This is a genomic window from Lysinibacillus sp. FJAT-14745, from assembly GCF_001275675.1.
Lineage (GTDB): Bacteria > Bacillota > Bacilli > Bacillales_A > Planococcaceae > Lysinibacillus.
In genome coordinates this window covers 561,849-582,335 of record NZ_LITM01000002.1, presented here as the reverse complement: position 1 = coordinate 582,335, position 20,487 = coordinate 561,849, and the positions used below count along the sequence as shown (strand labels likewise).

Sequence of the window (20,487 nt, the reverse complement as noted above, 5' to 3'; positions counted from 1 at the left end):
TATTAGCAAAGTGGTAACGAAAAAATCCTTTTATCGCTCAATAATAAACTTATTTTTTCCTAATCAACACGCCTGTTATTGCATAATTAAATTATTGTTATTCATTGAAAGTTGATCTTTCACTTATGTATGACTGTCTTTAGCTAATTGTGGCGGAAATCAGCGTCTTCTCATTAATTTTAGTTGATAAAAATGGTTAATCATCACAACAGTGTTGTTCTTTTTCTAGAATCAAAAACATATATCTAAAAATGTCGAATAATGTAAAGTTGCAGTGAACATGGAGGAGGTATCTATGTGATCCCTAAATATCCTTATATTGGATATGAAACGATGTGTAAACAAGTCCCCATCACATTCCCGCCACAACATCAAGAGGTACAGCCAGGATTAGAGTATTTAATGCAGCCAATTCCTATTTCAGATAATCTGGCATATAAGGGAAGTGGGAAATTACTAGGGAAAGTTGCCATTATTACCGGAGGAGATAGTGGAATTGGTCGTGCAATCGCTATTGGGTTTGCGAAAGAGGGTGCTAATTCTGTCATAACTTTTATGCCCCATGAACGAGCAGATGCTGAAGCGACAAAACAAATGGTAGAGGCGTATGGGCAGTCCATTTTACTAATTGAAGGAGATTTACGACATCCTGATTTTTCTAAGGAAGTGGTAAGAAAAACGATAGAATGTTATGGAAGGCTTGATAGTCTTGTTTTAAACCAAGGTGTTCAATTTCCTCAGCAAAGTATTTTAGATATTTCTAATGAACAGTTATATGATACGTATAAAACAAATATATTTCCTCTTTTCTACATGACTAAGGCAGGATTACCTTACATGAAGCAGGGGGGAACTATTATTTCAACAGCATCTGTGACAGCTTATGCCGGGGCTCCATTATTAGTTGATTATTCCTCTACAAAAGGAGCTATTGTTTCATTTACCAGGTCTTTATCATTGCAATTAGTGAGTAAGGGAATTCGTGTGAATGCAGTCGCCCCAGGGCCGATTTGGACGCCATTAACTGTCTCTAGTTATCCAGCAGAATATGTCAAAACATTTGGCTCGGATACGCCAATGAAACGAGCGGGGCAGCCATTTGAGCTTGCACCCACCTATATTTATTTAGCCTCCGATGACTCATCCTTTGTCACTGGTCAAGTACTGCATGTGAATGGGGGGATCATGACTGAAACTTGAATTGATTTTGAGAATTATCTGGATAATTTAATCAAGTAATGTTATCGTAAGAAATAGCTAAATAAAAATATCCTTCGGGGTCGGGTGAAAATCCCAATCGGCGGTGATGAAGCAATTCAAAGTCCGTGAGCGCAAGCTGATTTGGTGCAAATCCAAAACCGACAGTTATAGTCTGGATGGGAGAAGGGTAAAAGTGTGAGCTTTTTAAATTCGCTTGAGTTTATAAGGTTTATTTGAGTATGCTTTTATGTTAACTACTTCCCGTCGTTTCATTGGGAAGTAGTTTTTGTTTTATTTAGCTAAAAAATTGAATAGCAGTAGTTCTTCGGGGTCGGGTGAAATTCCCAATCGGCGGTGATGAAGCAATTCAAAGTCCGTGAGCGCAAGCTGATTTGGTGCAAATCCAAAACCGACAGTTATAGTCTGGATGGGAGAAGAACGATGAGATGGCAGCCTATGGAAAAATTTTGTATCCATGAGGTTTATTTGTTGACGTCTTATGTATATGAACTCCCAAACCCCTTTAATCTAAGGGGTTTTTTGTTTGAACGGAAATTATGAATGGAAGCAGGTGAAAAAATGTTTACAGGAATTGTTGAGGATATTGGTACATTAAAAACCATGCAAAGAGATCGACTAAGTATGAAAATTACCGTTATTTCAAAGAAAATGGTAGAGGATGTAAAACTCGGAGACAGTATTGCGGTCAATGGTGTTTGTTTAACAGTGATACATTTTAATGAACAAGAGCTAACGATGGATGTAATGCCTGAAACAGTGAGTGCAACAAATTTACAGCAGCTCGCAGTTGGAGATCCGGTAAATTTAGAGCGCGCTATGTCAGCTAATGGACGTTTCGGAGGTCATTTTGTATCTGGACATGTAGATGGAGTAGGGAAAATAGTGCGCAAGCGGCCATTAGCAAATGCAGTCTATATTGATATAGAACTATCTACGGAATTAACGAGCTACTGTATACCAAAGGGCTCCATCACAGTTGACGGAACGAGTCTAACACTCTTTCATGTAGAGAAAAACGGTGTCACAGTATCATTGATACCCCACACTTACAATGAAACTATTTTAGGTATGAAGAAAATTGGTGATCTCGTCAATGTAGAAACCGATTTAGTTGGAAAATACATTTTGCATCAACTTAAGTGTGGACAGAAACCGCCGACTATTACAAGAGACTTCTTAGCACAAAACGGGTTTTAACCAATTTTTTACGAACAGGAGGTGGCGATATTGCTACATTCAATTGAAGAAGCAATAGAGGATTTAAAACAAGGTAGGATGATTATTGTAGTAGATGACGAGGATCGAGAAAACGAAGGGGACTTACTAGCACTTGCGGAATTTATGACACCTGGAACGATTAACTTTATGGCGACCTATGGAAGAGGTCTTATTTGTACACCGATTTCACAGCAGCTTGCACAAAAATTAGCTTTAAAGCCTATGGTTAATATTAATACAGATAATCATCAAACGGCATTTACCGTTAGTATAGATCATGTAGAGACAACAACTGGAATTAGCGCCTTTGAACGGGCAATGACTATACAAAAAATGATAGAACCACAAGCAAAAGCTGAGGATTTTCGTAGACCTGGCCATATATTTCCATTAATAGCAAAGGAAAATGGTGTGTTAGAGCGTAGAGGACATACAGAAGCTACAATTGATTTGGCCAAGCTGTGTAATAGTATTCCTGCGGGCATTATTTGTGAAATTATGGGGGACAATGGCAAAATGCTACGCTTTAATGACCTTGTTAAATATGCAGCGCAACATCATTTAAAAATGATTTCAATTGAAGCATTGGCAACATATCGTCGTCAACAAATAATGGAAGAAAACACACAGACAATATAAAGGATCATCAACAAAAGTTTGGAATGACATTTATTAAAACGTACTGGAGACTGGATGCCCCTAGGAAAGCGCCCAGTCAAAACGGAAATCAACCCCACGTTATGATGAAGAGGAGAGATTAAAAATGGGTAAAACATTTGAAGCACAATTAATTGGTACGGATTTAAAAATAGCAGTAGTAGTCGGTCGTTTTAACGAATTTATTACAGGGAAATTATTAGACGGTGCATTAGATGGCTTAAAGCGTCATGGTGTGGATGAGAATTCTATTGATGTAGCATGGGTTCCTGGTGCATTTGAAGTACCATTCATCGCAAAACAGTTAGCTGAAACAAAGAAATATGATGCCATTATTGGATTAGGTACAGTAATCCGTGGCTCAACAACACATTATGATTATGTATGTAATGAATCAGCAAAAGGAATTGCAAATGTGTCATTAACTACTAATGTACCTGTTATTTTTGGCATTGTTACTACTGAAAATATTGAACAAGCGATTGAACGTGCAGGAACTAAATCAGGAAATAAAGGTTATGACGCGGCAATGTCTGCTATTGAAATGGCAAATTTAAAGAAGATGATTGGATAAATCGTTCTTAATAATAGTATGGAAATTTCATAGGTGATTTATTGATTTATTCTGAGAAAGCACTTTAAACATCGAGTATGCTTGAATATTTTTTTAAAGCATGGGGAAAATAGCCATAAGTGTATCTATGTTGTTACTCATAAATGTACTAATTAGGAGCTGACTCAGCAGGAGATGAGGGATATTTCTTCAATGGAACAAGAATTAAATTTGAAATCTTTGAAGTCACTATTTCAACGTTCTGCTGATGTGGTATTCCAGGAGTATTTCTTTCAGCAACATAAAGTACATCTGATAAAATGTGAAGAGATGATTAATGAGCGGTTACTACAGACTGTTATTGTGCAACGAGTTCAATCATTATTTACTGCAACATCGGAGGAAATGTTAGAAGAACATATACAAAACAATTTACGCGTTCCCCATCTTCGGAAAATATCAAGTAAAGATGATGCCATCACAAGAGTTTATAAAGGACATGTTTTACTCTATTTTGAAGATATGAATTTGCTGTATTCAAGTTATATCGCTAAAAAACCGAATCGGGAGCCTAAAGAAACAACTCTTGAATTAGTTGTCAAAGGTCCGAAAGATGATTTTATTGAGGATGTTTTTATTAATATTGCTTTATTACGAAAACGATTACCTACTAATTCATTAAGTGTTGAGACATATGAACTTGGTAAACGATCCAAAACAACCGTAGCTGTACTTTATTTTGAAGATGTCGTAAATCAAAAGATGCTTGAGAAAATAAAATTACAGCTACAACGAATTGATACGGATATTGTATTTAGTGGAGATTTATTGATGGAAAGAATTGAGCAGAGTGCTAAAATTATACCTAAACATGATTATACTGGACGCCCTGATTTTGCTGTACAAGCTTTAAGTAGAGGGCGCATTATCATCATCGTTGACGGTGTATCATATGCCATCATTACACCTGCTAATTCACTGTTACTTTTTAAAACTGGTGAGGATAATGAGTATCCGATTTTTGTAAGTTCTATGGAGCGTTTACTACGAATTATAGCTATCTTTATCAGTATACTTTTACCAGGTTTTTGGCTCGCACTAACAACCCATCATCAAGAGCAATTGCCATTCATCCTATTGGCAACAGTTGTTGAATCAAGAATAGGGTTGCCATTTCCAACTATTCTTGAAATATTAATGATGCTTTTAATGTTTGAACTATTTCGAGAAGCAAATATACATCTACCCAATGTTATTAGTGGTTCAATAAGTGTTGTCGGGGGATTAATTATTGGAGATGCAGCCATTAAATCGGGTGTGACAAGCCCTTCCATGATTGTAGTTATAGCTACCTCAAGTATTGCAGCCTTTACTCTCGTCAATCAATCTATTGTAGCAGCAATGAGTATTCTCAGGATAATCATTATTTTAGCATCTGCCTTTTTAGGGTTATTTGGCTTTTTCGTTTCGGTGTTTTTCATACTTCTTTATACTGCAAATTTACGAGTATTAGGTGTTCCTTACTTAACTATGGGAGCAGATTTAGATTGGCAGGACTTTAAAAGATCTTTAGTTCGCTTATCTCCTACAGGTTATGGTAAGCGACCGAAATTTTTAAATGCACAGGATGACACAAAGACATCGGGTAGGAAAAAATAAATATTTAGCATATAGAGATCAGGCTTTTATAGGCCTGGTCTTTTTTTGCTTTTTTCACTTGACCTTATATTTACTTGAAGCTTTACGATGAATATAGAAAACCAATTACATTAGGTAAGGAGAGAAAAGTAATGAGATCTTATGAAGAATTAATCGTAGAAGTAATAAATGTAAGAGGAAGTTACTATCAAATTGGGCTTCAGCAAAGTAAAGAACTACTGTCAACTTCTCATCCAATACAGAATGAATCTCTGAATTTTATAAATGTCCAAATGGCAAAACAACTACTACAATTTCATTCCCCTAGTCTTTTGCAAGAAATGGAAGGATTGGCCGTTGGATTAGCTCAAACGCTGGATGCTGTCATTGATATATTTAGTGGCTATAATATTACCTTCCCAGAAATGGGCTGTACATCTTTTGTACAAAATGGTAATTACATAAGAAACTATGATTTTAGCCCAACATTGTATGATGCCAGACTTGTATTTTCTAATCCGATGAATGGATATGCAAGTGTAGGATTTAGCCAACAAATTATCGGTAGACTTGATGGGATGAATGAGTATGGTTTAGTTGTTGGTCTGCATTTTGTCAACAATGAGTACTATGGTGAGGGCTTTATCGCTTCAACGATTGTCCGAATATTATTAGAGCAATGTAAAAATATTGAAGAAGCGCTTAAATTAATTAGGGAGCTCCCACATGGTTATTGTTACAATTACTCAATGACAGATCAAAGCGGTCAATCTATAGTAGTAGAAGCTTCCCCACAAAAGCAGGAATTAAGATATGGAAATCCATTAATTTGTACGAATCATTTTCAAGCAATGAGTATGAAAGAGAAAAATAAGAAAAATATTTAAGGGTCCATTAAGCGAAAACATTTTATAAATAATTTAATCGAAAAGAATTTGACTACAATGGATGCTTACCGACATTTTAATAATGGAAATTCTCCGTTATTTTTTAAATACTATCAAGAATACTTTGGTACATTACATACCGTAGTTTATTCGCCAAAGCTTCTAGAAGTTATCGTTGGAATAGGAGAGGACGCAGAGCCAATAACAATTTCTTTTAAAGATTACTTGGACGAAGCTCTAACGCTTCCTAAAAGGTTAAAAGGTTGGATTGAGCTAAACAACAAAGATGGAATGGAATAAGCAATATATAATAAGGAGGGGGCATGATAAAATGCTGTTCTCCTTTTTAGTTTACTTTCTAGAGAAGGATTATTAAACTAATGGTTGCGACTAGAACGGTGTTTCACCCGAAAAGTAAGTGGCGATAAATGTAGGTTGGTAATAGTCAAAACTCGCTTGGGATGATAAGATAAGAACGAATGTTTTTATTTAGAGAGGCGAAGAATCCTGAATCGTATGCATTTACCCAAGACGATTCCGGACGCAATTATGCCGAGGCATAATTGATCACCATAAAAAAAGAAGTTTACTATAGTATAATAGGAATATTGGATAAATATTGGATTGAAATCGTTTCCCTAGTGGAGAGTATGACATGATGTTAACTTCGGCTAACGATTTTTTGTATGTGATGCGAAAGCCAAGCCCAACTAAATTAAGGCATTATTCATGTCTATAGATAAGGAAGTACCAGTTAGTATGAAAACACGAAAAATAAAACTAATTTTATTACTATCAATTATCTTATTAGTATTGTTTACAAGTTTAAACATCTTAACATCCTATATAAAAATAAAAAAGACAGTAGAAGAGTCAATAGCGAACCAAAGTCTGGAAGCGGCTATTTCTATTGCATCTTCAATTGATGTAGAGGCCTACAAACAATTTTTAGATAACCCCGAGAAAAACGATTATTATTGGCAATTAAGAAACTACTTAAATGATGCAAGAGTGAAACTAGGTGCCTTATTTGTTTATACATTAGAGGTTGATAATCCAAAGGTATCCAAAGCAATGATTATGGGTTTACCAAGTGAAGTTGAAGGCTTTGATATCGGAAAGAAATGTACAGTACCCGAGATGCAAGTGCAAAAAGCTTATAAAGGAGAAACATATGTAACAGAAGTAATACCTGATCCTGTACACGGTGCTTACTTATCTGTTGGTGCACCGGTCAAAGATAAAGCAGGGGAGATTATTGCATACATAGGCATTGATATTAGTGCAGACACATTAAATGGTATCAAGGGAAAAGTGATCAAAGATAATCTTTACATTTTTATTTTTAATGGTGTACTCATTCTAATCGTCTTTGGCTCTGTTTTCTTCTTACAGAGATGGTATCAAAAAGAAGTAGCGAAGGAAGTTGGAGCGACAGAAGATACATATCAATCAGAAATTAAAACTTTAATCACTTCCGTGTCCTCTTTAAGACATGATTTCACAAATCATATACAAGTATTACATGGATTTCTACAATTAGACAAACCTGATCAGGCCAAACAATATTTATATTTACTATCCAAAGAGGTTCAGGCTATTAAGTCTCTCAAATTAAATATTGATAATCCAGGCTTGTCGATATTATTACAAACGAAAAAACTAACTGCACAAAATCACAATATTGATATGGATTTTTCAATATCACAGGATGCATTTAATAAAATTAAAACAACGGATTTAATCAAAATCTTGTCGAATTTAATAGATAATGCGATTGATGCAGCAAATGAATTACCAGAAGAGCAACGTAAAATAACAATTTGCTGTAAAGCTGATGACAAGCAATATGAATTTAAGGTTACAAATACCGGACCAAATATTGTGGAAACAGGGCAAATATTCAAGCAAGGATTTTCCACAAAGAAACCAGAAAGTGGTAAAATAAGAGGGCAGGGCCTGTTTATTGTAAATGAAATTGTCAATAAGTACGAAGGTCAAATTTCTATCGATTCATCCAAACATTTAGAGACAACGGCAATAGTAACCATTCCAATAAAGTAAATTTCGAAACTTCCTACAGAAAATTGTAGGAAGTTTTATTATCTGTATTGATTGAAGTTAGCGACCGGCGAAGTAAAGGGATTTACGGGCGAAAGTGGGAGTTTTAGCGGCGAAGTAAAGGAATTACCTCGGTTAATTTAGCTATGCTACCGATGAAGTAACTGCTTCATTATGCGAAAAGCACTTTTACATTTTTTGAGCAATCCATTTCATATATTATTAATAATCAAAACGGTGTCATTGGGAGGGGATGGAATATTTGGATAAATCAATCGTTGAATTATTGAAAAAGGGTGGATTCGTTATGTATGCAAGGCATGGCCAAGCAACTGTCGGGGTAGATCAGCTAAATTTAAATTTTCAAGATTGTTCTACTCAAAGAAATTTGTCTGAAGTTGGGCGAAGGGAAGCCATTTACTTTGGACAACTGCTACGCTATCTAGAAATTCCAATCAGTTCACCGATTGTCGTAAGTCCTTTTTGTCGTACAATTGAAACGGCACAGCTCGCATTCCCTTATGCCTATATCCAAATTGATCCACTAGGGTATGAAATTTATAAATTGGGTGGAAACATTCCTAGCGTTGAAAAAACAAATATAGTATCAAATCTACAATCAGTGCTAGAAAGAACGCCACCACAGGGAATGAATCAAGTGATCATTGCTCATAGCTTTCCTGAAGGTGTTGGATTAGGGGGAATTTCAAACATGGGACTGGTTATTGTTAAGCCTAAGGGTCCTGGAAACGGTTATGAAATAAAAAAAAAATTAACTATAGAAGATTTAGGTAGTAGCTAAAATTTAACTTCTTTCGGTAGAAGCCTCCCACCTCAATAGGTGGTGAGATGAATGCGGGTCTAAATTGTTTTTCAGCGGATGTCTAAAGCTGAAAGAAGTTAAGCCTCCGGCGGATGTCACGGAATCGGAAAGGAGTTCTTAAAGGATGTTAGCCTAAAAATCATCGCATCCATGTGATAACGGTTAACTGACCTGCATCATATTGCTGCCGCTACGTTAGCACTGCGCTTTCGCACAAAAAACATCTGTTGCTGCCGCTACGTTAGCACTGCGCTTTCGCACAAAAAATATCTGTTGCTGCCGCTACGTTAGCACTGCGCTTTCGCACAAAAAATATCTGCAGGTCTAAGCACAAAGCCGATTCCGGATGTAATTATGCCGAGGAATAATTGATAAAGAGATGGGAGAAAAGTATGGACATAAAAACGGTCTCACAGTGCACTTTAGAGGAAACTTAAAAAGCTTGGAATAAGGGCTTTGAGGGGTATTTTGTACGAATAGAAATGAATGAAGAGATGTTTTTAAACCGACTAGTTGGAGAAGGACTATCGCCAGAGCTTTCAATCGTCGCATTTGATCATAATAATCCTGTGGGCATTGTATTAAATGGCTTCAGACAAATAGATGGTAAGAAAACCTCTTGGAATGGTGGAACAGGTATCTCTCCAGACTATCGCGGTAAAGGTGTTTCTCGTGTTTTAATGGAAGAAACCATCGCTATCTATGAAAGAGAGAATGTGGAAGTTGCAACGCTTGAAGCTATAAAAGAGAATAAAGTAGCAATCGCGTTATATGAAAAGTATGGCTATACAATTACAAATCAATTGCTATTTTTAAGTGGCGAATATGAAGCAAAAGTAGAAAAGCAAGCCACAATTCATGTGGAAACTATTAGACCAGAGCAGCTATCACATTTATCTTTTTATCAGGAAGATGTTCCTTGGCAATGTAGTTGGCAAAGTAATAAACAGGGAGAAGCTAAAGTTTTTTATAACGAGAATAATGACGCGATTGGCTATATGTTATATAGAACAGTATGGGATAAGGATGGAGCCATCGACCATATAGTGCTTTATCAATTAGAGCTATTGGAGAATGGCAATGTAGAACATATTCCACACTTTATCGCAAGCATTACAAATCATAAAGTAAATTTAGCAACAGTTAACTTTTTAGCAAGCAATCCAGCGGCGAGCTATCTGATGGAGAATGGGCTAGAAGTAAAGACAGAGCAAGTGCAAATGAAGAAGAAAATGGATTGATATAAGGTAGTAGAGAAAATTACGGAAGGCTTGAAATGTTATCGTTATAGAAGGAAGATAGGGGAAATTATTAAAACTACAAATTCCTCTGAAAAATTTAAAGATTTTTATGCTACTAAACTGGAAAGTGGAACAGAGATTTTCTCTACAAATGATAAAAATATTTATACAATCATTGCAGACATAAATGGGCAACAAATACTTTATACGGTTTTACTTGAGGGCTAGTTATCTTTATTTGGATTTGTACAAGGTTGTAAACACTTTAGAAATCCAGTATACTAATCCGATAAAGAATGTTAATAAAGGATGAATTTAAATGACGTTTGAAGAGATATTACCACGCTTAAAAGCGGGAGAAAAAGTAATTCGTAAAGGTTGGGGCGGTGCCGAATTGTATGTGAAGCTTGTTGGACAAAGCGAACATGATGGCGAGGCTTTGAATCCTTATTTTTTAATTAATGTACGTGGTGAGGGCTATACAATGTTCACACCAACAGTCTGTGATTTATTAGCGGAAGATTGGATAATTGTCAATTAATCGAAAGTGCCATCTCAAATGAGGTGGTTTCTTTGTTTTTTGAGGAGAGATATATATGAAGTTTGAAGAATATAAGGGCAAGACGGTATTTGTAACGGGGGCAGCTTCAGGTATTGGTCAAGCCCAAGCTATTGCATTTTTAAAAAATGGAGCGAGTGTATTCGGGTTTGATTTAGATGAGCAAGGGTTAGTAAATTTACATCAGCAATATCCTGAACAATTTGCCTATAGAGTAGGTAGCGTATGTAATAAGAACGATGTAGAGCAAGCATTTGAAGCTGCGATTTCAATATTTAAGCAAGTAGATATTTTATTAAATACCGCTGGCGTTTTAGATGGTTTTGCAAAAACGCTTGATACGGATGAGGCACTTTGGGATAAAATTATGAATACCAATGTAAAGGGTACATTTTTTGTGACAAATACGATATTACCTCATTTGGTGAATAGAAAATCAGGCGTAATCGTTAATATGGCATCTATTGCAGGGCTTGTTGCAGGCGGTGGTGGCGCGGCGTATACAGCGTCTAAACATGCGATTGTAGGCTATACAAAGCAGTTAGACTTAGATTATTGTCGTGAAGGAATTCGTGCCAATGCCATTGCACCTGGAGCCATTCAAACACCGATGAACAAAGCAGATTTTGAAGGTGATGGTGCAATCGCAAAATGGGTCGCCGATGAAACGCCTGCTGGACGTTGGGCCCAACCAAGTGAAGTGGCGAGTTTAACACTTTATTTGGCTAGTCAATCTGCTGATTATATTCACGGTGCCATTATACCAATTGATGGCGGCTGGCTTACAAAATAGTAATGTTCAATCGTAAATTCTTCTGCTATAATACGCAAGTAAGTAAAAATTAGCTTACACTGCGGCACTTCAGATAGGGCGAAAAGCTCTCTTCCTTTGGCCGTAGTTATGACTAAAATAGCGGATTTGCTATTTTACAAAGGAGAATAAAATTGCATACATCTATTGTAAAAGATTCAAGCCGTACTTCTGTAACCGAACTTACAAAGACGGCACTTGTTGCAGCTCTATATGTGGCTATAACTGTTTTATTGTCAGTCATTAGTTTTGGGGCAATACAGCTGCGTTTGTCGGAAATGTTCAACTATCTGGCATTGTACAACAAGCGTTATGTATTAGCTGTGACATTAGGAGTAGTACTCGCAAATTTCATGTCACCAACGTGGGTATTAGATGTCCCTATTGGTGGAATTGCGACATTTCTTGTTTTAATTCTTTGCCGAAGAGTAACGAAAAATATATCAAATGAAATTGTGAAAATGGTTATAACTGCATTGATTTTTGCCATATCAATGTTCACCGTTGCAGGACAATTAACAATCCTCTATGATCTTCCATTTTGGGCAACTTGGTTTACAGTTGGGATTGGGGAATTATTGTCAATGACTGTTGGTGGTATGACTATTTATTTATTAAATAAAAAAATTGATTTGACGAAATAAATTGAAGTAAAAAAAGCAAGTCGCCATAAAAGGAGACTTGCTTTTTTGATTCTATAAGAATCCTGACTTGCTAAGGGAGAGGCTGTCACCTGAACATTTGGGGAAGCCTCACTCAATAAATCCTTTTCTTCCTTATTCTACGGTTACAGATAATTCCTTCACAAGGAGAGATGAAGAGCCATACCCAGCTGGCAGGAAGTAAAGCTCTGAGCTAATTTCTTCGATAGTATTTAAAAACTCAAAGAAGTTTCCAGCGATTGTCATTTGCTTCACAGGTGATGCAATTTTGCCATCTTGAATATGGAATCCTTTTGCCGCGACTGAAAAATCACCAGAAATCGTATTCGTACCAGAGTGAAGGCCAGATAATTCGGTAATAAGTACTCCTTCAGAAACTGAGGCCATTAACTCCTCTTGTGATCGCTTACCTGGTGAAATATATAAATTTTGAGGTGCGATTGATAAAGTACCTTTGTACGAGTCTTTATGTGCATGTCCACTCGTTTCGCAGCCTTCCTTCTTAGCTGTTTTTCTATTATGCAATAGTGTTTGCAGTGTCCCATTTAAAATGATCGCCTGCTCTTGTGTTGCAACACCTTCACCGTCAAAGCTTGCCCCAGACAAAGCTTCAGGATGGAATGGGGCGTTCAGTAATGTAAAGGCATCTGACGCCACTTTTTGTCCGACTTTCCCTTTTAAGAGAGATTGGTCCTTTTGTGCATTTTCAGCTGACAATATAGGCATAAAAGTACTTAGTAAAGAAGCAGTCGCATCAGAACGTAAGATGATTGGATATTTTCCAGATGGAATCGACTTTTCACCTAGATTCGCAAGTGCTTCCTCAGCTGCTGCTTTGGCAATTTCATTAGCATTGAGAGAATGAAAATCACGTGTCATTTTTAAATACCCACCCGTTTTCAGTTCTTCACCTTCTTTGACAACTGTGGACAGGAAGATGACTAAGCCGTTCTCCTTATGTGATAAGGAAAGGTCTTTACTATTCGCTAATGAACGTTCAGTACTATATTCTTGAAGAAAACAGTAATCAAGCGTTACAATGCGCGAGTCGTATGCACGAATTTTTTGTTCAATTGAACGAAGTAGCTCAATTTTTTCAGGAATTCCGATCGTTTCTAATTCTTCATTGTAAAATTCATATGGCGTGTATTCATTACTACCTTCAAAAATATCTATGCCCTCATCTTCATCTAGAACGTCTGCATTTGCTTTTGCACTGTTGATTAAAAAGGATATCGAATCATCGTCTAGTTTTTCTGTATAGGCGTAACCCATTTTTTCGTTATGCAGCCCGCGTAGACTTAGGCCCCCATCTTCAGACGTTTCATAGCTATCAATCTGTCCTTCATAAAGCATACATTGAAAAGATTTTTTTCGTTCATAATAAACTTCAGCCTCTTTAAAACCGGCTTCTATCGCCTTATTTAGTAGTTTTTCTTGATATTCAGCAATGTTCATAACTTATTCCCCCTTTGTTCCTCCAACTGTCATTTCACTAACGCGAATCATCGGCTGACCAACATTGACAGGAATACTACCGCTAATTGATCCGCACATGCCAGCACCGTGCGCAAGATTATTTCCAACACGATCAACTAGCTGTAATGTTTTTGCCCCGTTGCCTATAAGTGTTGCACCACGTACAGGACGATCAATTTTTCCATCCTTTACGATATAAGCCTCCATAACCGCGAAGTTATAATCTCCAGTCGATGGATTTACTTGCCCGCCACCCATATATTTTGCATAAATACCATATTCGGTAGATGCAATAATTTCTTCAGGTGTAGAAGTGCCTGGAGCGATATATGTGTTCGTCATCCGGGATGTTGGATTGAAACGATAGGATTGGCGACGTGAAGAGCCGGTTGGTTCAGCATTCATACGGCGCGCATTAAATTTATCAATCAAGTAGCCTTTTAATATACCATTTTCAATTAAGATATTTTTTCTCGTTTTTTCCCCTTCATCATCAATGTTAAGGGAACCCCATTCGTTTGGAAGTGTGCCATCATCAATATATGTAACAATATCAGGGGCAACTTTTTCACCAATACGATTAGCAAAAACGGAATTGTTTTTCGCGACGGCTGTTGCTTCAAGCCCATGACCACAAGCCTCGTGAAATATAACGCCACCAAATTCATTATCAATGATGACTGGGAATTTACCGCTAGGACATTCATCAGCATGAAGCATAGTGACTGCAATACGTGCGGCTTCACCAGCATAGTGCTTAAAATCTAGATTTTCGATAAATTCAAAGCCTGCATGTGCACCAGGACCATAGAAACCAGTTTGCATTTCTTTACCCTCGGAGGCAGTTGCCTGGATGGCAAGTCGACTATGAATACGCTTGTCTTCTACAAATTTTCCATCTGAGTTGGCGATTAAAACATGCTGCTCTTCATCAAGATAGCGAACTTTAACTTGACTGATGCGTTCATCATAATTTCTAGCAATGTCATTAGTCTGCCGCATGACTGATACCTTTCTAGCATGTTCCACACTGTTTGGTAGAATGATAATGTTATGAATAGGTGTAATAATTTCTTTTTTCAGTGGCTGAATCGTTCCGGTAGTACCACCTTTAATGGCAAGTGCTGCTCGTTTTGCTGCAGCTAGTAAGCCTTCCTCTGAAAAATCGTTCGTGTATGTGTAAATGCTCTGAAGACCGGAAAAAATACGTATACCAATGCCGAAGTCACGCCCTGAAATACTTTGTTCAATTTTTCCACTTTGTAATGTTAACTCATTGACAAACTTATCCTCGATGAAAACTTCGGAAAAATCTCCACCTGTAGAAAGTGCTGCTTCAAGTACATTTTCAATCACTGATTGTTTAATCATATATTTCCCTCCTTTTCTTAAGTATACCAAATAATTCAAAAATTCCGTATTTGTGAAGTGTATCACATGATTATATATATTCTATTTGTGACGTTTTATGATATGGAGTGTTGTTAGGAGGGAAATATAAATATCTACATGAAAATCAAAAATTAATTATATTTAACATCTTCTTACACCAAACTAATGGAAAGGTATAGGAAGGTGATGGAATGAAACAACAGCAATATAGTGCAGGGGATATTGTTTATATTTTTTATCAACACCCATCTATTGAGGATGTAGTAAACATACAGGAAGCTGCAGTAGTGAACAATCCGGATAATCCACAGGAGCTGGCGCTATTCCTTTTTGAGACGTACTACCCGCTAACAAATGATATGTTAATATTTACGAGCGAAATGGATGCTGAACAAGCTTATCACCAGTATTTTCATTGATGGAGGTAGAACATAAGAAGTCTTATAGGAACTGATTTTCCTGGAATATAACTGCGGTTTTCATGCGACAGCGGCCATTACACCAAGGTGAAATTGAGTTGTATAATCCCAATCGTGGTGGTAACGCTAACAGAGATAGTTATGAAGAAGGGGAGAATATATTATGGACTCATTTCAACCGAATTGTTGGTCGGAGCATGAAGAACTTAAGGTTGTTATGCTTTGTGCACCTTCAAAATTAGATGTACCAGATTTAACAATAGCTGAAAATGTAGGATGGGATGCTACTGTCAATCATGTGAAAGCAATGGAGAATTTCATGGAATTTAAGACAACGCTAGAAAATGCGGGTGTTAAGGTTATTGATTATTCGAAAGAGCTACCAAATGATATGAAAACATTAAGTGAACAGCTTATTAATAGGTACTTTGTACGCGATCTTGCCTGTGTTATAGGAAATAGTATTTTTCTTGGAGAGGCAGGTAGTTCGCTAAGGCGTCCAGAGTATCCACATGCACACTCATTATTAGAAAAATGGTTTCCAGAAAAATATTTAAAAGTTAAACAACCTTCTACTGCTTTAGAATGTGGAGACGTGCTGATTTTAAATAAGGATGCCGTACTTATTAATATTGGGATGAGAACAACATTAGAGGCTGTGGAAAGTATCAAGGATCGTATCTTCCAAGAAGGATTTTCAGAAATTGCAGTCATTGATTTGCCAAGACGCTCCGATACACTTCATTTAGATATGAATTGTAATGTAACGAACGCGAATCTGCTAATAGCTAAAAACTTTATGCGTTATTTTCCTGTACACGTGTTCACAGCTCAAACAGATCGTTTTGAAATGACCGAGCAATTTTTAAATCACCATGGCTTTGGCGTTTACTGGCTTGAAAAATATAATACAATCCCTGATATCGATTTTATTAATCTTAATCCCGAAACACTGTTAATTAGTAAGCAAGCAACGAAGCAGCAATGGACAAAGCATCCACTATTGCAAAAAAAGAATTTGATAGAAATTGATGTCACAGAGCTTGAAAAAGGCGGTGGTGGTATTCGTTGTATGACATTACCATTGGTAAGAAAGTAAGCAAAAGGGCAGGAGGGTTGATCAAAATGACATCTAAAACAAGTGCAGGGAGGTTGTCTTGGTGGCAACTTTCGCTTCTCGGTATAGGTTGTACACTAGGAACAGGATTTTTTCTTGGAACAAGTATGGCCATTCATAAGAGTGGTCCTGCTGTGGTGATTCCTTTTTTGTTAGCGGCAATTGCTACGTATATTGTCTACGATGCTCTTGTTAAGATGTCAGTTGATCATCCAGATAAGGGATCATTCCGTACGTATGCAAAGCAAGCTTTTGGCAATTGGGCAGGATTTAGTAATGGCTGGATTTACTTGATTTCTGAGATGCTTATTATGGGTAGCCAATTGACGGCGCTTGGTATTTTCACAAAGTTGTGGTTTCCGACGCTTCCATTATGGGTTGCTGCATCTATTTATGCTGTACTTGGATTAGCTGTTATTCTTACGGGTATGAAGGGCTTTGAAAAGTTTCAAAATATTTTTGGTGCGTTAAAGGCAGCAGCGGTTGTGATGTTTATTATAGTAGCGGTTGTCTTAATAATAAAAGGATTTAATTCGGAATCAACGACACTCGATGCATTGCATGCAAATTATGAAGAATTTTTCTCACAAGGTGTGAAAGGACTATGGCTTGGGCTGCTATATGCCTTTTATGCATTTGGTGGAATTGAGGTTATGGGATTAATGGTCATTGATTTAAAAAATCCTCAAGAAGCACCGAAAGCTGGAAAAGTAATGATTATTGCTATAACTATCATTTTTCTAATGGCTATTATGCTTGCCTTGGCGCTTGTTTCTTGGAAGGACTTTAATATTGAAGAAAGCCCATTTATTACTGCGCTTAATGGCTATCACATACCTTTTTTTGCAGACATTTTTAACGGCGTGTTAATTATTGCAGGTTTTTCAACAATGGTAGCCTCTTTATACGCGGTCATAACGATTCTCATTACATTAGCTGAGGATCATGATGCTCCATCTTCCTTGGCGAAAAAAGGGAAGATGAAGACTCCATTTCCTGCATTTCTCTTTTTAGCTAGTGGTTTAATCATCACTATTGTTATAGGCTTCCTTATGCCAGAAAAGATTTTTGAATATTTGGTTACAGCTGCAGGGCTAATGCTAATTTATAACTGGCTCTTTATATTAGTGACATATATAAAGCTAATGAAGCTGTCGAAGTGGGAGTATGTGAAGAATGGTATCGGGATGTTACTCATTGTGGTGACAGTGTCTGGGACGTTAGGGGAAAAAACAAGCAGACTCGGTTTTTTCGTGAGCCTGCTTTTTATCATCATCATAGGAATTGCGACTTGGATTGTCATGAAAAGGCAAAAACACGGTAAGCATGTTTAACTTCTTCCAGTGGGTGTCCAAACATCTGTACCTGTCGCTACGCTTTCGGTACAAAATCCATCTGTTGGCCCAAAGCCTCCGGATGCAATTATACTGAGGCATAATTGATTATTGTTCTTTGTTCTGTGGAAAGTGCAGAGAATTTTGCATACGTAAAAAAGGACATTTCGTTGCACTACTATTATCATCGCTTAAAAAATACTGCTTCCATTCATAACTACCTTCTTGCCCATACCATTTTAAATCAGTATGAGCTGGGATAGCGTCGTATTCGTTAATGCGTTGACGAATAAGCTTCTTTAATTTTCGACCAAAGACAGTAGAATCGTTCATTTCATCAAATATCCAGCGTGGCTGAAAGGCCATTAATAAAGTAGAGAAATTACGACTCTTGCGCAATTGGTGTGCGGGCGTTGCACAAGACACAAAATAAGGCTCACCGTTAAAACAAAATTCCCATTCATGATGCGCTGGGTCGGATGGAATTTCCTTTGGCCAATCGATATCATCGAATTTCGTCAAATTGTTTAAAACAGACCAAAATAAATTTCTATAATCCTCAACATCGAAATTTTTTTGCATATCAATGGGGGTTTTGAAGAAAATGGTATGTGTTGTATATTGACCAAACGTTTGAGAGCACTTATCGTATTCTTTTAAGCATCGTGCTAACGTTTTTATCGAGTGCTCCTCTCGTGGATCTCCGATAAAACTATAGCGAAGCTCGTTCGATAAAAAGCCTTTTCTAGCTGGAATACAGGGAAACGTATTTGCTTCATCTGCAACCATGGCAGCGAAGTCGGTATATGCTGACTGTTGCCATAATGGAAGTGTTTCAAAATGTTCTTCTATCCACTTCTTGTCTAACACTGCTACTTCCACTTATGTCTCCTCCTTCTATACATCTTTATATTATTAAAAAAAGTGCAGATGAGTGACGATGTGTTGGTATAACGTTTTCTAAATAGATAACGTGTGGTTGATTTCCGTTCCGACTGGGCGCTTTGTTGCTGACGCTACGCTTTCGCACAGAGCAAAGCTTCCTGGGGATTGTGGCAAATAAGTACCCATCAATTGTGGCTGAAACGGATTATGAGGCTGTAGATATTTATCGGTGCTATGTTTTTTTCATAACTAGCCTAGGAGAGAAATACCCGGGTGTGGAAAGCTATCTATGTCAATATACTAATCAGTGAAAAAACCTGCATTGCTTTTCATTAGGAAAAGCATGCAGGCTCTCTTTTATGATTTTGTATTAAAGACCTTTTCGTCAAGAATGTTTAATGCATTATGAATGTCCTCTAAATCTTTTTTAGATGAATATTGGATAAGTTGTTGAAAGCGCTCTTCTATACAGGCGAATGCGTCCTCCATAATTTTTTCTCCAGTTTTTGTAAGGCAAACATAGTGCTTTCTTCGATCTTCGGTATCGCTAATTTTTTCAATAAACTTTCTTTCCTGTAATTTTCGTAATTCACGGCTTGTATTAGGTAAGGACATATGCTGACAATCACTAATTTCAGTAGGTGTAACTGGCTGGCTTACTTTTATATATTCTAAAATTTTATATTGTACAGGTGTAATATTATCGATTTTAACGTTTTGAGTTAGTTCATGCGTTACTTGGTGTACTGCTGTTGTGAATGCTACGAACTGATTAAATAAATCTTTTTTGTCCAAATGTGTTCACCTCTTACAGACAAGATAACAAAAAACTTATCTTAAAACAATTATCATTTGACAACTAAAGTTAGGCGATTTATTATTTTATTATCAAATGATAAGTAATGGAGGATGCCAAGATGAACACATTAGTTATTTATACATATCCCAATCATAAAAGTTTGAATTATGCTTTTTTGCAGGAGGTTATTAAGGGCTGTCAAGACAATCCTTCCGTTAATGAGATCCAAGTATTAGATTTATACGATGAACAATTTAACCCGATTTTAGAATTTCATGAACATAAACGTCGTCGTGATATGTTTCGTGATCCAAAGCTTGAGAAATATCGTGAACAAATTAAGTGGGCTGATAAAATCGTTTTTGTCTATCCGATATGGTGGGGAAGACCACCCGCAATGCTTCTAGGATATATTGATCAATTGTTTGCGGCCAATTTTGCGTATAAAGATAAAAAGGGGCTATTTCCAGAGGGGCTTCTAAAAGGAAAATCAGTGGTATGTATTTCGACAATGAAGGGGCCAACAAAATACCCTCTATTATGGCTGAATAATGCTCATAAAATATTAATGAAAAAAGCGTTATTTAATTTTGTTGGCATTAAACAAGTGAAGTTTTTTGAATTTGGCAATATGGAAAGTAAAAAGGGGAGTCAACACAGAAAACTTGTAAAAGTTTATCAATATTTTAGAAAAATAGCTTACTAGGTTCCTTGTTTAATAGACCTGTGCA

20 protein-coding genes, 1 pseudogene and 2 riboswitches are annotated in these 20,487 nt (G+C 36.8%); of the genes and pseudogenes, 17 read left to right on the top strand and 4 right to left on the bottom strand.

Annotated features, from left to right (window positions below; genetic code table 11):
* The first annotated feature begins 297 nt into the window (after positions 1–297).
* The 13 genes and pseudogenes from AMS59_RS04235 (at position 298) to AMS59_RS04175 (ending at position 12,313) form a co-directional block, all read left to right on the top strand.
* Complete coding sequence (locus AMS59_RS04235; RefSeq protein WP_053482506.1) at positions 298–1,200, top strand: SDR family oxidoreductase; 903 nt, start codon at positions 298–300, stop codon at positions 1,198–1,200.
* A 66-nt stretch (positions 1,201–1,266) separates the two neighbouring features.
* Positions 1,267–1,392, top strand: a riboswitch (FMN riboswitch).
* A 125-nt stretch (positions 1,393–1,517) separates the two neighbouring features.
* Positions 1,518–1,643: riboswitch (FMN riboswitch) on the top strand.
* Positions 1,644–1,779: 136 nt separating this feature from the next.
* Complete coding sequence (ribE, locus tag AMS59_RS04230) at positions 1,780–2,418, top strand: riboflavin synthase (RefSeq protein ID WP_053482778.1); 639 nt, start codon at positions 1,780–1,782, stop codon at positions 2,416–2,418.
* A gap of 30 nt (positions 2,419–2,448) precedes the next feature.
* Positions 2,449–3,042 (top strand): annotated as a pseudogene (gene ribB / locus AMS59_RS04225) (3,4-dihydroxy-2-butanone-4-phosphate synthase); the annotation flags it as partial.
* 160 nt (positions 3,043–3,202) lie between these two features.
* Positions 3,203–3,670, top strand: a complete 468-nt coding sequence (ribE, locus tag AMS59_RS04220) for a 6,7-dimethyl-8-ribityllumazine synthase (protein WP_053482505.1) — start codon at positions 3,203–3,205, stop codon at positions 3,668–3,670.
* A 192-nt stretch (positions 3,671–3,862) separates the two neighbouring features.
* Positions 3,863–5,308 (top strand): spore germination protein, encoded by a 1,446-nt coding sequence (locus AMS59_RS04215; RefSeq protein ID WP_053482504.1) that lies wholly within the window; start codon positions 3,863–3,865, stop codon positions 5,306–5,308.
* A gap of 131 nt (positions 5,309–5,439) precedes the next feature.
* Positions 5,440–6,174, top strand: a complete 735-nt coding sequence (locus tag AMS59_RS04210; protein ID WP_234007677.1) for a C45 family autoproteolytic acyltransferase/hydolase — start codon at positions 5,440–5,442, stop codon at positions 6,172–6,174.
* A gap of 57 nt (positions 6,175–6,231) precedes the next feature.
* On the top strand, positions 6,232–6,474 hold the full coding sequence (locus tag AMS59_RS26140) for a hypothetical protein (RefSeq protein ID WP_234007676.1): 243 nt from the start codon (positions 6,232–6,234) through the stop codon (positions 6,472–6,474).
* Positions 6,475–6,933: 459 nt separating this feature from the next.
* Positions 6,934–8,238, top strand: coding sequence for a GHKL domain-containing protein (locus AMS59_RS04205; RefSeq protein ID WP_053482503.1), 1,305 nt, complete (start codon positions 6,934–6,936; stop codon positions 8,236–8,238).
* 250 nt (positions 8,239–8,488) lie between these two features.
* On the top strand, positions 8,489–9,037 hold the full coding sequence (locus AMS59_RS04200; protein ID WP_369814297.1) for a histidine phosphatase family protein: 549 nt from the start codon (positions 8,489–8,491) through the stop codon (positions 9,035–9,037).
* 503 nt (positions 9,038–9,540) lie between these two features.
* A complete protein-coding gene (locus AMS59_RS04195) occupies positions 9,541–10,299 on the top strand; it encodes a GNAT family N-acetyltransferase (protein WP_234007675.1) in 759 nt (252 codons plus the stop codon).
* A gap of 319 nt (positions 10,300–10,618) precedes the next feature.
* Entirely contained in the window at positions 10,619–10,840 is a 222-nt protein-coding gene (locus AMS59_RS04185) for a DUF2829 domain-containing protein (protein WP_049666662.1), read from the top strand.
* A gap of 55 nt (positions 10,841–10,895) precedes the next feature.
* Positions 10,896–11,651: a 3-oxoacyl-ACP reductase gene (locus AMS59_RS04180; RefSeq protein WP_053482500.1), complete on the top strand. Its 756-nt coding sequence runs from the start codon at positions 10,896–10,898 to the stop codon at positions 11,649–11,651.
* 152 nt (positions 11,652–11,803) lie between these two features.
* Positions 11,804–12,313: a QueT transporter family protein gene (locus AMS59_RS04175; protein ID WP_156304552.1), complete on the top strand. Its 510-nt coding sequence runs from the start codon at positions 11,804–11,806 to the stop codon at positions 12,311–12,313.
* Positions 12,314–12,445: 132 nt separating this feature from the next.
* On the opposite strand, the gene AMS59_RS04170 is transcribed toward AMS59_RS04175, so the two are convergent.
* Both AMS59_RS04170 and AMS59_RS04165 read right to left on the bottom strand, forming a co-directional pair.
* Complete coding sequence (locus tag AMS59_RS04170; protein ID WP_053482499.1) at positions 12,446–13,789, bottom strand: TldD/PmbA family protein; 1,344 nt, start codon at positions 13,787–13,789, stop codon at positions 12,446–12,448.
* Positions 13,790–13,792: 3 nt separating this feature from the next.
* Positions 13,793–15,181: a TldD/PmbA family protein gene (locus AMS59_RS04165; protein WP_053482498.1), complete on the bottom strand. Its 1,389-nt coding sequence runs from the start codon at positions 15,179–15,181 to the stop codon at positions 13,793–13,795.
* Between the two features lie 212 nt (positions 15,182–15,393).
* On the opposite strand from AMS59_RS04165, the gene AMS59_RS04160 reads away from it, so the two are divergent.
* The 3 genes from AMS59_RS04160 to AMS59_RS04150 all read left to right on the top strand — a co-directional run bounded on the left by AMS59_RS04160 (position 15,394) and on the right by AMS59_RS04150 (position 18,072).
* Positions 15,394–15,621: a transcriptional regulator SplA domain-containing protein gene (locus tag AMS59_RS04160; protein ID WP_053482497.1), complete on the top strand. Its 228-nt coding sequence runs from the start codon at positions 15,394–15,396 to the stop codon at positions 15,619–15,621.
* 163 nt (positions 15,622–15,784) lie between these two features.
* Complete coding sequence (locus AMS59_RS04155) at positions 15,785–16,720, top strand: arginine deiminase family protein (RefSeq protein ID WP_053482496.1); 936 nt, start codon at positions 15,785–15,787, stop codon at positions 16,718–16,720.
* Between the two features lie 26 nt (positions 16,721–16,746).
* The gene (locus tag AMS59_RS04150) at positions 16,747–18,072 is read left to right on the top strand and encodes an amino acid permease (RefSeq protein WP_053482495.1); all 1,326 of its coding nucleotides are present in this window, start codon (positions 16,747–16,749) and stop codon (positions 18,070–18,072) included.
* 108 nt (positions 18,073–18,180) lie between these two features.
* Here AMS59_RS04150 and AMS59_RS04145 read toward each other — a convergent pair whose 3' ends face one another.
* Both AMS59_RS04145 and AMS59_RS04140 read right to left on the bottom strand, forming a co-directional pair.
* Positions 18,181–18,954 carry a YqcI/YcgG family protein gene (locus AMS59_RS04145; protein WP_053482494.1) on the bottom strand — a complete coding sequence of 258 codons (774 nt, stop codon included), beginning with the start codon at positions 18,952–18,954 and terminating at the stop codon, positions 18,181–18,183.
* A gap of 360 nt (positions 18,955–19,314) precedes the next feature.
* Complete coding sequence (locus AMS59_RS04140) at positions 19,315–19,752, bottom strand: MarR family winged helix-turn-helix transcriptional regulator (protein WP_053482493.1); 438 nt, start codon at positions 19,750–19,752, stop codon at positions 19,315–19,317.
* A gap of 122 nt (positions 19,753–19,874) precedes the next feature.
* Here AMS59_RS04140 and AMS59_RS04135 point away from each other — a divergent pair, with 122 nt between their 5' ends.
* Entirely contained in the window at positions 19,875–20,462 is a 588-nt protein-coding gene (locus AMS59_RS04135) for an NAD(P)H-dependent oxidoreductase (protein WP_053482492.1), read from the top strand.
* Positions 20,463–20,487 lie beyond the last annotated feature (25 nt).